Below are 13,434 nucleotides of genomic sequence, written 5' to 3'. Positions count from 1 at the left end.
GTTGTGGTGACAATCAGAGGAGAACTTCACGCTGGCTATGCAGTGACTCCAGCGCTTTATCCGCCAGATACAGCGCACGCTCGCCATCGTCCCCGCTGCAATCAGGGACCGCTTCGCCGCGCAGTACCGCAACAAAGTGTTCCCATTCCGCGGCATAGGCCGATTTATAACGCTGCAGGAAGAAATGTTCAGGTAACGCGCTGGTGCAGCCGGTCTTCGCGTAGTGCTGCACCTGATTTTCGAGAATGTTGCCCGCGCACAGCAGCCCTTCAGAGCCGTGCAGCTCAAGGCGCTGATCGTATCCGTAAGAAGAACGGCGGCTGTTGACGATGGTCGCCATCGCACCGGATGAATATTTCAGTACGATGAACGCGGTATCGATATCGCCCGCTTCGCCAATCGCCGGATCCACCAGATTGCTGCCCTGGGCATACACCGAAACCGGCTCTTCGCCCATGATAAAGCGCGCCATATCAAAATCGTGGATGGTCATATCGCGGAACATACCGCCGGACACACGCACGTATTCCGCAGGAGGCGGAGACGGGTCGCGGGAGATGATCAGCAGCGATTCCGGCTTTCCGATACGCCCGGCCAGTGCGTCAGTTTTCACACGGCGAAACTGTGGATCGAAGCGGCGGTTGAAACCGATAAACAACGGTACGTCGTACTCTTTGACCACTTTCAGGCAGTCGCGTACACGGGCCAGATCCAGGTGGACCGGCTTTTCACAGAAGATGGCTTTGCCGTGGCGGGCGGCCATTTCAATCAAATCCGCATGGGTATCGGTCGCGGAGGCAATCAGCACGGCGTGAACGTTAGGGTCCGTCATCGCCTCATCCAGGCTTTGCAAACGAGCCTGGTACTGTGTGGCAAGACGGGTGGCAAATTCCTGATTCGGGTCGACGACGGACCAGAGGGTAGTGGCACTGTGACTGGCAATGTTAGCTGCATGTACCTGGCCAATTCGGCCAGCGCCCAGTAAAGCAATGTTAAACATAACGGCTCCCGGTGTTGGTGAATGCGATGAACTAACGACCCTTTAAATAAAACATTTATTTCATTTTTATAAATAGTGAAAATTATGTTTTTGGGTGCAAGTTAACACTTTTGAGATGAGTGAGATAAAATCTGTTATCAATATCACAACATAACAACAGGGAAGATGCAGGAATTGGCCCCCTTCCGTTCAGGAAGGAGGCGATGGATGAAGAGAAAGGAAAAATGAAATGAAAATTTCGTTGTCGCAGGTTGCCGGATGACGGCGCTAGCGCCTTATCAGGCCAGGGGGGTGGAATCCGCTGTAGGCCGGATAAGCGCAGCGCCATCCGGCATTAATCGCTTTTAGTACTGACGTGCGTTTTTCACCTGCTCAAACGTCTGATCAGCCGCTTTTCGCACCGACGGAGATTCTGCCACCTGCGCATCGCCAGTGCGCCACCAGGAGGCATAGTCGTGGGTCATGGTTTTCGGCAGGACTTTGATATCCAGCAGCACAGGTCCCGAATGCGCACGCGAGGCTTCCAGCGCCGCCAGCAGGCTTTGCTCGTCATGTACACGCCATGCCCGACAGCCGTAGCTTTCCGCGTTTTTAGCAAAATCGACCTTCACCAACGGCCCATCCAACCGTCCGGTTTGCGGATTACGGTGACGGTTTTCCGTACCGAAGCTCCCCATCCCATGCCCCATCTGCAGGTTGTTAATACACCCGAAGCTGGCGTTATCAAACAGCAGGATAGTGACTTTTATCCCCTCCTGGACGGCGGTTTGTAGTTCGGAATGCAGCATCATGTACGAGCCATCCCCCACCATGGCATATACCGGCTGCTGCGGCTTCGCCAGCCTGGCTCCAATAGCAGCCGCAATCTCATAGCCCATACAGGAGTAACCGTATTCCAGGTGATAGCTGTCCGGGGTTTTGACCTGCCAGATACGCTGTAAATCGCCAGGTAGCGATCCGGCGGCCCCTACGACGATAGCGTTATCTTCAATGTGCTGATTGATAAGCCCCAGCACCTTCGTCTGGGTCAACCGGGTGTTTAGCGTGTCGCCATATTCCGCCAGTTGAGCGTCAAGATGCCCAGCCACTTCGGGTTCGTCGTCGGGACGCCAGTCGCGCTCCCATAAACGTTGGCACTCATCGCGCCAGGCCTCTTGCGCCTGCGCGACCTCCTTCCCCCAATCGCTGCGGTAGTCTTTCAGTGTTTCAGTTAATGCCGTAAGCCCGGTACGGGCGTCGGCGATAAGCGCAGTGGCATCAAGCTTCAGTGCGTCAAACTCCGCCACGTTCAGCAGCAGGAACTCAACCTCCGGATGAGAAAACAGCGCTTTCGAACCGGTGGTAAAGTCGGTGAGGCGCGTACCGATGCCGATCACCAGATCGGCTTGCGGTGCGAGCTGATTCGCTGCCATCCCTCCAGTTACCCCAATGCCTCCGAGGTTAAGTGGGTGGTCACTAACCAGCGCTCCCTTTCCGGCCTGAGTTTCGGCAAATGGCAGTTGCAGCGTTTCAACAAACGTACGAAACGCCTCATGCGCGCCGGAATATCGTACCCCGCCGCCGCATACCACCAGCGGACGGCGTTTGCGGGCAATCAGCGCTCGCGCCATCGCCAGACGCTGCGGGTCGGGTGGTCGACGTTCGATCAAATGAACGCGGCGCGCAAAGAAGCTCTGCGGATAGTCCCAGGCTTCCCCCTGCACATCCTGTGGCAGGCAAATAGTTACGGCACCAGTATCTGCGGGGTCAGTAAGCGTTCGCATCGCGTTTAGCATCGCGCTCATTAACTGCTCCGGTCGGTTAATCCGGTCCCAGTAACGCGAGACCGGGCGGAAGCAGTCGTTGGTACTGATGCCAAGGTCATGGTATTGCTCAATTTGCTGCAATACCGGGTCCGGCTGACGACTGGCGTAGACATCGCCAGGCAACAACAACAGCGGAATACGGTTCGCCGTCGCGGTTGCCGCTGCGGTGACCATGTTTGCCGCTCCCGGCCCAACCGATGACGTCACGGCAAAAATACGCTGGCGCCGATGCTGTTTGGCGAACCCGGTCGCCATGTGCGCAATTCCCTGCTCATTACATCCCTGCATCACCTGCAAATGACCGGGTGCCTGCTCCAGCGCCTGGCCAATGCCAAGCACGTTACCGTGACCAAAGATGGTGGCGACACCCTCGACAAAGGGCGTTTCCACGCCATCGACACAGATATATTGTTGATTAAGGAATTTGACCAGCGCCTGAGCCATGGTCATACGTTCGGTTTGCATAAACCCTCCTGTCAGCCCAGCGTTGGCATGGAGAACGCGGCCCCTGTGTCCTGCAGCATCTCCGGCCAGCGTGCGGTGACGGTTTTCATCCGGGTGTAGAAGCGCACGCCATCGTTACCATGAACGTTCAGCGCACCAAAAATGGACCGCTTCCAGCCGCCAAAACTGTGGAACGCCATCGGCACCGGAATTGGAACGTTTACGCCCACCATGCCCGCCTGCACTTCTTCGCAGAAGCGACGCGCACAGCCGCCGTCACGTGTGAAAATTGCCGTGCCATTACCATATTCATGACGGTTAATCAGTTCCACCGCGCTGCTGTAATCTGCTACGCGCACCACAGAAAGCACCGGTCCAAAAATCTCTTCTTTATAGATGGTCATCTCCGGCGTGACGTTATCAAACAGGGTCGGCCCGACAAAATAACCCTGCTCATGGCCTTTAACGCTAAAACGTCGACCATCCACGCGCAGGCTGGCCCCCTGCGATTCCCCACTGTCGATATAACCGAGCACTTTATTACGGTGTACAGAGGAGATAAGCGGCCCCATTTCATTTTCAGGTGTCTGATCAAGCCCCGGCCCGACACGCAGCGCCGCAATCTGTTTTTCCAGTCGCGAGCACAGCTCATCTGCCGTTTTATCCCCTACCGCCAGCACAACCGAAAGCGCCATGCAGCGTTCACCCGCCGCGCCGTAAGCGGCCCCCATAATGGCGCTGGTCGCCATATCCATGTCGGCATCCGGCATTAAAATGCAGTGATTTTTAGCGCCACCTAACGCCTGGCAACGTTTTCCGTGGGCTGACGCTGTCTGATAAATATATTCCGCAATCGGCGTAGAGCCGACAAAGCTCACGGCCTGCACACGCGGGTCAGTTAACAGCACGTCAACGGACTCTTTGTCCCCCTGCACGACGTTGAACACGCCGTCTGGCAATCCGGCGTCTTGCAGTAGTTTGGCCAGAGCCAGGGCGAGAGAAGGGTCTTTTTCTGAGGGTTTCAGCACGAAGGTATTCCCGGTTGCCAGCGCGATGGGGAACATCCACATCGGTACCATTGCCGGAAAGTTAAACGGCGTGATCCCGACGCAAACCCCGAGCGGTTGCATCAGCGAATGGCTATCGACGCCGGTACCTACGTTGGCTGAGTGTTCGCCCTTTTGCAGATGTGGGATGCCACAGGCAAACTCCACCACTTCCAGGCCGCGGGTCAGCTCACCAACTGCGTCAGAGAATACCTTGCCATGCTCTTCGCTGATGATGCGAGCCAGCCTCTCCATGTTTTCTTCCAACAGCGCCTTAAAGCGGAACATCACTCGCGCACGTTTTAACGGAGAATGGCGCGCCCACCCGGGGAATGCGTCGTGCGCTGCCGCAATGGCCTGCTCGGTTTCCTGTGTCGTACTCATCACCACCTGGCGGATCTGTTCGCCGGTGGCCGGGTTGAAGATTGCCTGAACGCGCTGGCCTGAACCGGTGACACATTCGCCGTGGATAAAATTCGCTACTGTCTCCATCCTTAACCTCTCGCTGTTGATACGTGACTGTTACCTGAACACTGTTATCTGTGTACTATATATGAAACAAACATTCCATTTTAAGTTGAAATAAAATAAATAATGATTAATGTGATCAAGGATGGGTTTTTATGTTAACAAGCGGAATCGCATGATTAGCGTGCACTGGCATAACGTTTCAGCGGACGACAAGCCTGAAGCTTTTGTTTCGTTTTTACAGCCAGATGAATGAGTGACATTTCAAAGACGCGGTTTTGCGTTTAGAATCATAAAACTATGTACCAGGAGGTAAAATGACAACAGCAACCAGCCTGAACGAGCTGCAGCAGCAAATCCGCGATCGCTACGATAGCCTGAGTAAGAGGCTGCAGCAGGTGTCCCGCTATGTGCTGGATAATACCAATAGCGTGGCCTTTGATACGGTTGCCGTCATTGCTGAACGTGCCGGAGTGCCACCCTCTACGCTGATCCGCTTCGCCAACGCCTTTGACTTCACCGGCTTCAACGAAATGAAACAGCTGTTTCGTATGAACCTGGTAGAGGAAACCGCCAGCTACAGCGACCGCGCGCGCATGTTCCGTGAGATGGAAAGCGAAGCCGTACCGGAAACCCCGCTCGATATCCTGCAGGAGTTCGCCCGTTCGAATACCCAGGCGCTCCAGCAGCTGGCAGCCCGTGCCGAACCTGAAATGTTGGAACGCGCCGTACAATTGCTGGCAGAAGCCGACACCATTTACATCGCTGGTCTGCGTCGTTCGTTTAGCGTAGCGGCCTATCTCACCTACGCCCTGAGCCATCTTGAGTGTCGCCCTATTTTGCTCGACGGAATGGGCGGAATGCTGCGCGAGCAGATTAACCGCATCAAAGCGCACGATATTGTGGTGTCGATTAGCTTCTCGCCTTATGCGGAAGAAACAGTGATGGTCAGCGAAACTGCGGCCAATGCCGGCGCGCGCCAGATAGTGATTACCGACAGTCAGATAAGCCCGCTGGCCACGTTCAGCGATCTCTGCTTTGTGGTGAAAGAGGCGCAGGTTGACGCGTTTCGATCCCAGTCTGCGACGCTGTGCCTGGTGCAGTCGCTAGTGGTGGCGCTGGCTTACCGTCTGGGTGACGGGAGTAATGAACGCGGTCATTCTGTCGGGTGATGAGCACCGCAAAAATTGACGATCCGCTTTATTACATTCCCGCCAGCGTGACGTGAAACCGTGATGCCAGCCGTTACTTTTATGGTCGTTGAAAATATCGTCCTCATTCAGCGACCAGATAAAATACAATCCGTTATTACCATAAGCTACAATTATATTAATATTAGATAATCAACAATGCGCATGCTGACAATAATACGCAAAGGTTTACTATAGACCTGTCTTTTTTAAGCAGGAAAGTAAAATGAAAAATACAAAAGGGTTGATGATTATTGCCCTTGCTTTCACCCTGGCATCATGTGCTTCCATTCCTGAGAATATCAAAGGTAATAATCAACCCGATATCCAAAAAAACTTTATCTCCGTGCATAACCAGCCCGGTTTATATACCGGACAGCAGGCCCGCTTTGGCGGTAAAGTCATCAATGTGATTAACACCAAAAAAGATACGTTGCTGGAAATCGCCGTTTTGCCACTGAATGACTCTGCTAAGCCACAAATAGACGCGAGCTATCAGGGACGTATTCTTGCCCAGCAGAAAGGTTTCCTCGATCCGGTAAACTACAGAAACCATTTCGTGACTATTTTGGGAACAATTCAAGGAGATGAGTCAGGATTCATCAACAAAGTCCCGTACAACTTTGTTAAAGTTGATTTACAAGGAATCCAGGTTTGGCATTTAACTGAGTCTGTCAACACCACCTATAACATGTGGGATTATGGTTACGGCGCATTCTGGCCTGAGCCGATGTGGGGAGCGCCTTACTACGCCAGTACAGTCACTCAGGTAACTCCGGAGCTAGTGAAATAATCCCAGAGGTAAGATGGCGTGACTATATTCCGGAGTCAGGTGTTGGCAAACAACCCTTCTCATCACCCCGCGTTTATCTTATTGCGCCATCCTGCTTCATGGGATCCTACGCTTAACATGCATTCTTCCTGTTACATATAATTTTTAACCGCTAATTCTTTAGCGAAGAAATGGGCTTTACCCTTCTCATGCCTGACCATCTTTTGTTATTTACCGACAACTCCCCCACCCTGCATGCAATAAAAGAACATTTGTGTTTACACATTATTCAGGGATTACTATGAACAGAAAATGCTTACTGTTGATACCATTATTCTTTAGCAGCATCATCATCACCGCCTGCGATAATAAACCTGCAGTAAAAACCGCCATGGAGCCCGAGGTCGGCGTTGTTACCTTAGCGCCCTCCTCTGTAAATATTAAAAGTGAACTTCCGGGTCGCGCGCTTGCGTTCGAGATCGCCGAAATCCGCCCTCAGGTTGGTGGGATCATCATAAAACGCAACTTTGTTGAAGGTGATAAAGTCAGCAAAGGAGAATCACTGTATCAAATTGATCCTGCCCCGCTGCAGGCACGACTGGACTCAGCCAAAGGCGCGTTGGCAAAGGCACAGGCTACCGCCAATAATGTTCGTCTGACACTCAATCGGCAGTCAGCATTAATAAAATCTAATTACGTCAGCCGCCAGGACTATGACACGACGCGTTCACAGCTTAATGAAGCGCAAGCCAATGTTGCCGTCGCTAAAGCGGATCTTGAACAAGCCACCATCAATCTTCGATACGCCAATGTTACCTCGCCCATTGATGGCATTAGCGGCAAATCTTCCGTGACCGTGGGTGCCCTGGTTACTGCCAATCAGGAAAACGCGCTGGTCACCGTTCAGAGATTAGATCCGATTTATGTTGATTTAACCCAGTCAGTACAGGACTTCTTACGCCTGAAAGAAGAGAAAGCCAACGGCCAAATCGCCCAGCAACAAGGCAAAATTCCGGTTGAGCTGATGCTGGAAAACGGCAAGCCCTATCGCCATACCGGTACGCTTGAGTTTTCCGATCCCGCTGTTGATGAGACCACCGGTTCGGTAACCCTGCGCGCCGTATTTCCCAATCCTGAAGGTGAAATTTTACCCGGTATGTATGTCACGGCGTTGCTGGACGAAGGCAGTCAACAAAACGTGTTGATGGTCCCCCAGCAAGGAATTACGCATAACGAGCAAGGAAAAGCCACCGCGCTGATCCTTGACCAGGAGAACGTAGTGCAACTGCGTGAAATAAACGCAGTGAAGGCCGTTGGTAATCAATGGTTAGTGACCGCGGGATTACGTCCTGGCGATCGGGTCATTGTGTCCGGATTACAAAGAATTCGTCCGGGAATCAAAGCCCGGGTCCTCCCTTCAAAACTGAACACATCTGACACGGTAGCTGAACAGTAATATTTCAGGCATTAAGGACACTTTCTTCATGGCCAACTTTTTTATTGAGCGCCCGGTTTTCGCCTGGGTGCTCGCTATTATCATGATGTTTACGGGCGGTATCGCGATAATGAACCTGCCTGTCGCCCAATATCCACAAATTGCGCCCCCAACCATTACCATCAGCGCTGCCTACCCAGGGGCAGACGCAAAGACCGTTGAAGACTCCGTCACCCAGGTGATTGAACAAAATATGAATGGTCTTGATGGCCTGATGTATATGTCATCCACCAGCGATGCGGCAGGTAATGCCTCGATTATCCTGACCTTCAAAACGGGTACGTCACCCGATATTGCGCAGGTTCAGGTACAGAATAAACTGCAGCTGGCGATGCCTTCCTTGCCACAGGAAGTACAACAGCAAGGGATCAGCGTTGATAAATCCAGCAGTAATATCTTAATGGTCGCCGGTTTTATCTCTGATAATAACAGCCTGAGCCAATATGATATTGCCGACTATGTGGCCTCGAACATTAAAGATCCGCTAAGCCGCACTGCCGGGGTGGGGAGCGTACAGTTATTCGGTTCGCAATACGCCATGCGCATCTGGTTGGATCCGCAAAAGCTCGACAAGTATAACCTCACTCCCGAGGACGTCATTACCCAGCTCAAAGTGCAGAATAATCAGATATCTGGCGGGCAGTTGGGGGGCATGCCTCAGTCAGCCGATCAGCAGTTAAATGCGTCGATAATCGTCCAGACGCGTCTGCAAACAACCGATGAATTTGGCAAGATCTTCCTTAAAGTTCAGCAAGATGGTTCTCAGGTTCTGCTGCGCGATGTCGCGCGCATTGAGCTGGGTGCGGAAAATTATGCAACGGTTGCACGTTACAACGGCAAACCCGCCGCCGGGATTGCGATTAAACTTGCCGCTGGCGCCAATGCCCTGGCAACGTCCCAGGCGGTCAAACAAGAGCTGAACAGATTATCGGCCTGGTTTCCGGCTAGTATGAAAACCGTTTATCCCTATGACACCACGCCGTTTATCGAGATTTCGATTCAGGGTGTTTTTCATACTTTGATCGAGGCAATCATTCTGGTATTCCTCGTCATGTATCTGTTTTTGCAAAGTTTCCGTGCGACGCTTATCCCCACTATCGCCGTTCCGGTGGTTATCCTCGGAACCTTTGCAATACTCGACGTTGCCGGTTTTTCGATTAACACGCTCACGATGTTTGGCATGGTGCTGGCGATAGGGCTGTTAGTCGATGATGCCATCGTGGTGGTTGAGAACGTAGAACGTATTATTGCCGAAGAGCACTTGTCACCAAAAGCGGCGACGCATAAAGCGATGGGTCAGCTCCAGAGAGCACTGGTCGGTATTGCCGTCGTCTTATCCGCCGTGTTTATGCCAATGGCATTTATGAGCGGGGCAACGGGTGAGATTTTCCGTCAGTTTTCCATCACCTTAATTTCCTCCATGCTGCTGTCGGTATTTGTGGCAATGAGCCTGACGCCTGCACTTTGCGCTATGTTGTTGAAATCCCATGAAGGAGAAAAGGAAAACACACATTTTCTGTTTACCCGTTTCAATCACTTCATGGAGAAATGCACTCAGCACTACACGGACAGCACCCGTAGACTGCTACGTCGCACAGGCCGTTATATGGTCGTCTATTTAGTCATTGGCGCGGGCATGATTGTGCTGTTTTTACGCACTCCGACCTCGTTTCTGCCTGAAGAAGATCAGGGGGTATTCATGACCACGGCACAATTGCCTTCGGGTTCAACGATGGTGAACACCAGCAAAGTGCTTGGGGAAATAACGGATTACTATCTGACAAAAGAACAGAAAAATGTCGCGTCTGTTTTTACCGTTGGCGGATTTGGCTTCAGCGGACAGGGGCAAAATAACGGTCTGGCGTTTATCAGCCTGAAACCGTGGTCAGAACGTGTTGGCGAAGAAAACTCGGTTACCGCCATCATTCGCCGGGCAATGATGGCTTTAAGCACCATTAATAATGCCGTCGTTTATCCGTTCAATTTACCCGCAGTCGCGGAATTGGGTACCGCATCAGGGTTTGATATGGAGCTGCTGGATAACGGTAATCTTGGGCATGAAAAAATGATGCAGGCGCGCAACCAGCTTCTGGCTTTGGCCAACCAGTCCTCCGGTGAGGTCGACGGGGTGCGTCCGAACGGTCTGGAAGATACACCGATGTTCCGCATTCACGTCAACGCCAAAAAGGCTGAAGCTATGGGCGTTGCGTTATCGGATATTAATCAGACCATCTCCACCGCGTTTGGTAGTCGCTATGTCAATGATTTCCTGAACCAGGGGCGCGTAAAAAAAGTGTATGTCCAGGCCGATACGCCGTTCCGTATGTTGCCGGACAATATCAACCACTGGTACGTACGTAACGCCTCCGGTTCCATGACGCCGCTCTCCGCCTACTCATCCACCGAGTGGACCTACGGTTCTCCTCGCCTTGAACGCTACAACGGTCAACCAGCAATGGAAATTCTGGGCCAGCCGGTTGAAGGGAAAAGCAGCGGTGATGCGATGAAATTTATGGCATCGCTGATTAATAAACTGCCCGCAGGCGTCGGCTATGCCTGGACCGGTCTGTCTTATCAGGAGGCGCTATCCACAAACCAGGCACCAATGCTGTACGGCATTTCGCTGATCGTCGTGTTTCTGGCGCTGGCGGCACTGTATGAAAGCTGGTCGATCCCGTTCTCGGTGATGCTGGTTGTGCCAATCGGGGTGGTCGGCGCTTTGCTGGCTACCGATCTGCGTGGCCTGAGCAATGATGTTTATTTCCAGGTCGGCCTGCTCACCACCATGGGGCTGTCGGCTAAAAACGCCATTCTGATCGTCGAGTTTGCCGTCGAGATTATGCAGAAAGAAGGGAAAACGCCGCTTGAAGCTGCGGTGGAAGCCGCGCAAATGCGCTTACGTCCAATTCTGATGACCTCACTGGCCTTCATCCTGGGGGTTATTCCGCTGGCAATAAGCAACGGCGCGGGCTCTGGTGCGCAAAATGCCGTCGGTACGGGGGTTATCGGAGGGATGCTGGCCGCGACGGTACTGGCAATCTATTTTGTTCCAGTGTTCTTTGTCCTCGTTGAAAATACGTTAACGCGATTTAAAGCTCGACGCTGATCCCCTGCCCTCTCCCTGGGTTTAGATTATTCAATTCCCAGGGATGGGGCTTCGTTTGTCAGGTCTACAGTTATTAGCGGGCACGGCTATCCAGCGAGTTTCTCGTGGATAGCAGGGTAAGCATTACGCGGATTTTTTATAAGGAACGACTGAGGGTAGGAACAGAGGTTGTCAATTCTAACTAAAGCCAGGCTATCAAAACGGTTAATCAATAGTGCAGACCGGAACCTTTCAGATTTACAGCCAGTTCACCCAGTTTAGTATTCGGATGCTGATGACACATTTTAACCATTTTCGGTACAGCTTCCGTTTCCACCTCATGCAGGGGAACATAATCATCGCCTTTAAAGTCAGAATTTTTATTAACAATCACAAAGGCAATTGCCGTCTTGTATTGCTGACTCATATCAACAAATTCTTTACAGGTCATATCTTGTGGCGCAGCTTCCGTTGCCTGAGTAGCCAAAGCACGGGTCATTGGTGCCATAACAGAGGTCACAAGAATAGCCGCAGAAACCATCATTTTAATATTCACTATGCGCTCCAGAGTTAGCATTAATTTTTATCGGCGAGCTTATCAGTTTTAACCAGCGTCGCATTTCTACGCAGACTGATAAAAGCTAAAGAACTAAAGATCATCTCGACACCAATAAAAATTGAGGTAAATACATACGATCTGTCGGGATCCATATTCAGCCATACGCCGGCAATAAGCAGGTCAAAAATACCAATAAAAATGTTCCATCCATAACCCGGACTACGGAACAGTTTGACCCCAGAGGCGATACGAAAAATACCCCCCAGAATAAACAGGCAGCAAAATACCATTGCCAGAGAATTCATGCCTATCACAGGATTCACGAGGAAACAGTAACCCAGCAGTAACCACGCGATAGCAAAAAAGGCATAGGTAAATTTGGCTTTCAATTGCTTTTTACCTGAGCTAAACAGGCTATAAATAGAATAGAAACCACATACCAGGAACATAAAACCGGTTGCATAGCTTAAATAAACACCTGCAGCAATCGGATAAATCAAGCAGCAGATGCCACAAATCAACATCAACACCGCCATAATCGTCGCGTGCTTTTTATAATGAACGAGTGTTTTTTCATTAAACGCTCTCAGGCTACGCTGATTAAAAACAAACATATATCCTCCGTTATACATAAACGCAATGTAACCTGTTGACACAAGAATTATTACTCACTCAACATATGTTACTTACAGTGGAATGATAAGACTTCCACTAAGGAAGCGTATATAAGAACAAGAGAATGTCGCTATGCGTATATTCCTACACATGTCAGACATCTGACACTTGTAGGATTAAACGGTCATTATTCTATCTTGGCTCTGATTCCTCTCTTTAACATTATTTAATATGCTTATTGCGTTTGGTGACATATACCAAATTTATTCAGGAGAAAGTAATGAAAAAGATTATTCTTGCGGGTGTGCTTGCAACCATGATGGGTTCAGCACCAGTGATGGCTGCTACTGCTACCACAACCACTCCGGCGCAAGCTGCTACCGCAAATGTACAAAAAGAAGCTGCCGATGTTATGCAGGTCGCAGTGCAAGGCGCAAATGCGATGCGTGATATTCAGCTTGCTCGTCTGGCCCTGTTTCATGGACAGCCTGACAGCGCTAAAAAATTAACCGATGACGCGGCTTCCCTGCTGGCAGGCGACAGCAAAGATTGGGCGAAATTTGTAAAAGCTGCGCCTAAAGCCAAGATGATTGACGATCAGTACGTGGTTATTAACGCTACGGTCGCGCTATCAGAAGACTATATTGCGACTCCGGCCAAAGAATCCGCTATCAAAACAGCGAATGGCAAAATGGCCAAAGGCGACTGGAAAGGTGCAGTGGATACTCTGCAACTGGCTGGTATCAGCGTGCTTCAGACCCAATACCTGATGCCTCTGAATCAGACTCGTAAAGCCGTTGCCAGCGCGCAAAAACTGCTGACTTCCGGTAAATACTATGAAGCAAACCTTGTGTTAAAAGGTGCTGAAGATGGCATTGTGGTCGATAGCGAGATGATCGGCGCAGGCCAGTAGTACTCAGCACTACGGAGTGTTGAACCAGGACTTTCTCTCCTG

Annotated in this window: 10 protein-coding genes; 5 read left to right on the top strand and 5 right to left on the bottom strand. The window is 51.2% G+C overall.

Translation table 11 applies throughout. The annotated features are described in order from the left end of the window. Window positions 1-13: 13 nt before the first annotated feature. From iolG to OGY33_RS16070, 3 genes are all read right to left on the bottom strand, one after another. Complete coding sequence (iolG, locus tag OGY33_RS16080) at window positions 14-1,000, bottom strand: inositol 2-dehydrogenase (protein ID WP_032944644.1); 987 nt, start codon at window positions 998-1,000, stop codon at window positions 14-16. Window positions 1,001-1,344: 344 nt separating this feature from the next. After that, window positions 1,345-3,270 carry a 3D-(3,5/4)-trihydroxycyclohexane-1,2-dione acylhydrolase (decyclizing) gene (gene iolD / locus OGY33_RS16075; protein WP_149608154.1) on the bottom strand — a complete coding sequence of 642 codons (1,926 nt, stop codon included), beginning with the start codon at window positions 3,268-3,270 and terminating at the stop codon, window positions 1,345-1,347. An 11-nt stretch (window positions 3,271-3,281) separates the two neighbouring features. Further along, the gene (locus OGY33_RS16070) at window positions 3,282-4,787 is read right to left on the bottom strand and encodes a CoA-acylating methylmalonate-semialdehyde dehydrogenase (RefSeq protein ID WP_103014793.1); all 1,506 of its coding nucleotides are present in this window, start codon (window positions 4,785-4,787) and stop codon (window positions 3,282-3,284) included. A gap of 293 nt (window positions 4,788-5,080) precedes the next feature. Here OGY33_RS16070 and OGY33_RS16065 point away from each other — a divergent pair, with 293 nt between their 5' ends. The 4 genes from OGY33_RS16065 to OGY33_RS16050 all read left to right on the top strand — a co-directional run bounded on the left by OGY33_RS16065 (window position 5,081) and on the right by OGY33_RS16050 (window position 11,326). Further along, window positions 5,081-5,935 (top strand): MurR/RpiR family transcriptional regulator, encoded by an 855-nt coding sequence (locus OGY33_RS16065; RefSeq protein ID WP_048225153.1) that lies wholly within the window; start codon window positions 5,081-5,083, stop codon window positions 5,933-5,935. 244 nt (window positions 5,936-6,179) lie between these two features. Further along, window positions 6,180-6,746: a Slp family lipoprotein gene (locus OGY33_RS16060; protein ID WP_048215733.1), complete on the top strand. Its 567-nt coding sequence runs from the start codon at window positions 6,180-6,182 to the stop codon at window positions 6,744-6,746. 280 nt (window positions 6,747-7,026) lie between these two features. Continuing rightward, the gene (locus OGY33_RS16055) at window positions 7,027-8,181 is read left to right on the top strand and encodes an efflux RND transporter periplasmic adaptor subunit (protein ID WP_048215732.1); all 1,155 of its coding nucleotides are present in this window, start codon (window positions 7,027-7,029) and stop codon (window positions 8,179-8,181) included. Window positions 8,182-8,209: 28 nt separating this feature from the next. Further along, window positions 8,210-11,326, top strand: coding sequence for an efflux RND transporter permease subunit (locus OGY33_RS16050; protein WP_191238210.1), 3,117 nt, complete (start codon window positions 8,210-8,212; stop codon window positions 11,324-11,326). A gap of 208 nt (window positions 11,327-11,534) precedes the next feature. Here OGY33_RS16050 and OGY33_RS16045 read toward each other — a convergent pair whose 3' ends face one another. After that, on the bottom strand, window positions 11,535-11,882 hold the full coding sequence (locus tag OGY33_RS16045; RefSeq protein WP_020996283.1) for an HdeA/HdeB family chaperone: 348 nt from the start codon (window positions 11,880-11,882) through the stop codon (window positions 11,535-11,537). Next, the gene (locus OGY33_RS16040; RefSeq protein WP_003826082.1) at window positions 11,882-12,478 is read right to left on the bottom strand and encodes a DUF308 domain-containing protein; all 597 of its coding nucleotides are present in this window, start codon (window positions 12,476-12,478) and stop codon (window positions 11,882-11,884) included. The genes OGY33_RS16045 and OGY33_RS16040 overlap by 1 nt, the downstream gene beginning before the upstream one ends. Window positions 12,479-12,759: 281 nt before the next feature. On the opposite strand from OGY33_RS16040, the gene OGY33_RS16035 reads away from it, so the two are divergent. After that, on the top strand, window positions 12,760-13,392 hold the full coding sequence (locus OGY33_RS16035) for a YfdX family protein (protein ID WP_003826081.1): 633 nt from the start codon (window positions 12,760-12,762) through the stop codon (window positions 13,390-13,392). The last annotated feature ends 42 nt before the right edge of the window (window positions 13,393-13,434 follow it).

Source organism: Citrobacter sp. Cpo032 (genome assembly GCF_030332975.1).
Classification (GTDB): Bacteria; Pseudomonadota; Gammaproteobacteria; order Enterobacterales; family Enterobacteriaceae; genus Citrobacter; species Citrobacter portucalensis.
Note: the sequence above shows the minus strand (reverse complement) of the source record. Positions and strands in the feature narration are given on the sequence as shown.

Bases quoted from the DNA above. Each gene is read 5' to 3' on its own strand.
- iolG (WP_032944644.1), bottom strand. From the start codon at position 1,000: ATGTTTAACATTGCTTTACTGGGCGCTGGCCGAATTGGCCAGGTACAT.
- iolD (WP_149608154.1), bottom strand. From the start codon at position 3,270: ATGCAAACCGAACGTATGACCATGGCTCAGGCGCTGGTCAAATTCCTT.
- OGY33_RS16070 (WP_103014793.1), bottom strand. From the start codon at position 4,787: ATGGAGACAGTAGCGAATTTTATCCACGGCGAATGTGTCACCGGTTCA.
- OGY33_RS16065 (WP_048225153.1), top strand. From the start codon at position 5,081: ATGACAACAGCAACCAGCCTGAACGAGCTGCAGCAGCAAATCCGCGAT.
- OGY33_RS16060 (WP_048215733.1), top strand. From the start codon at position 6,180: ATGAAAAATACAAAAGGGTTGATGATTATTGCCCTTGCTTTCACCCTG.
- OGY33_RS16055 (WP_048215732.1), top strand. From the start codon at position 7,027: ATGAACAGAAAATGCTTACTGTTGATACCATTATTCTTTAGCAGCATC.
- OGY33_RS16050 (WP_191238210.1), top strand. From the start codon at position 8,210: ATGGCCAACTTTTTTATTGAGCGCCCGGTTTTCGCCTGGGTGCTCGCT.
- OGY33_RS16045 (WP_020996283.1), bottom strand. From the start codon at position 11,882: ATGCTAACTCTGGAGCGCATAGTGAATATTAAAATGATGGTTTCTGCG.
- OGY33_RS16040 (WP_003826082.1), bottom strand. From the start codon at position 12,478: ATGTTTGTTTTTAATCAGCGTAGCCTGAGAGCGTTTAATGAAAAAACA.
- OGY33_RS16035 (WP_003826081.1), top strand. From the start codon at position 12,760: ATGAAAAAGATTATTCTTGCGGGTGTGCTTGCAACCATGATGGGTTCA.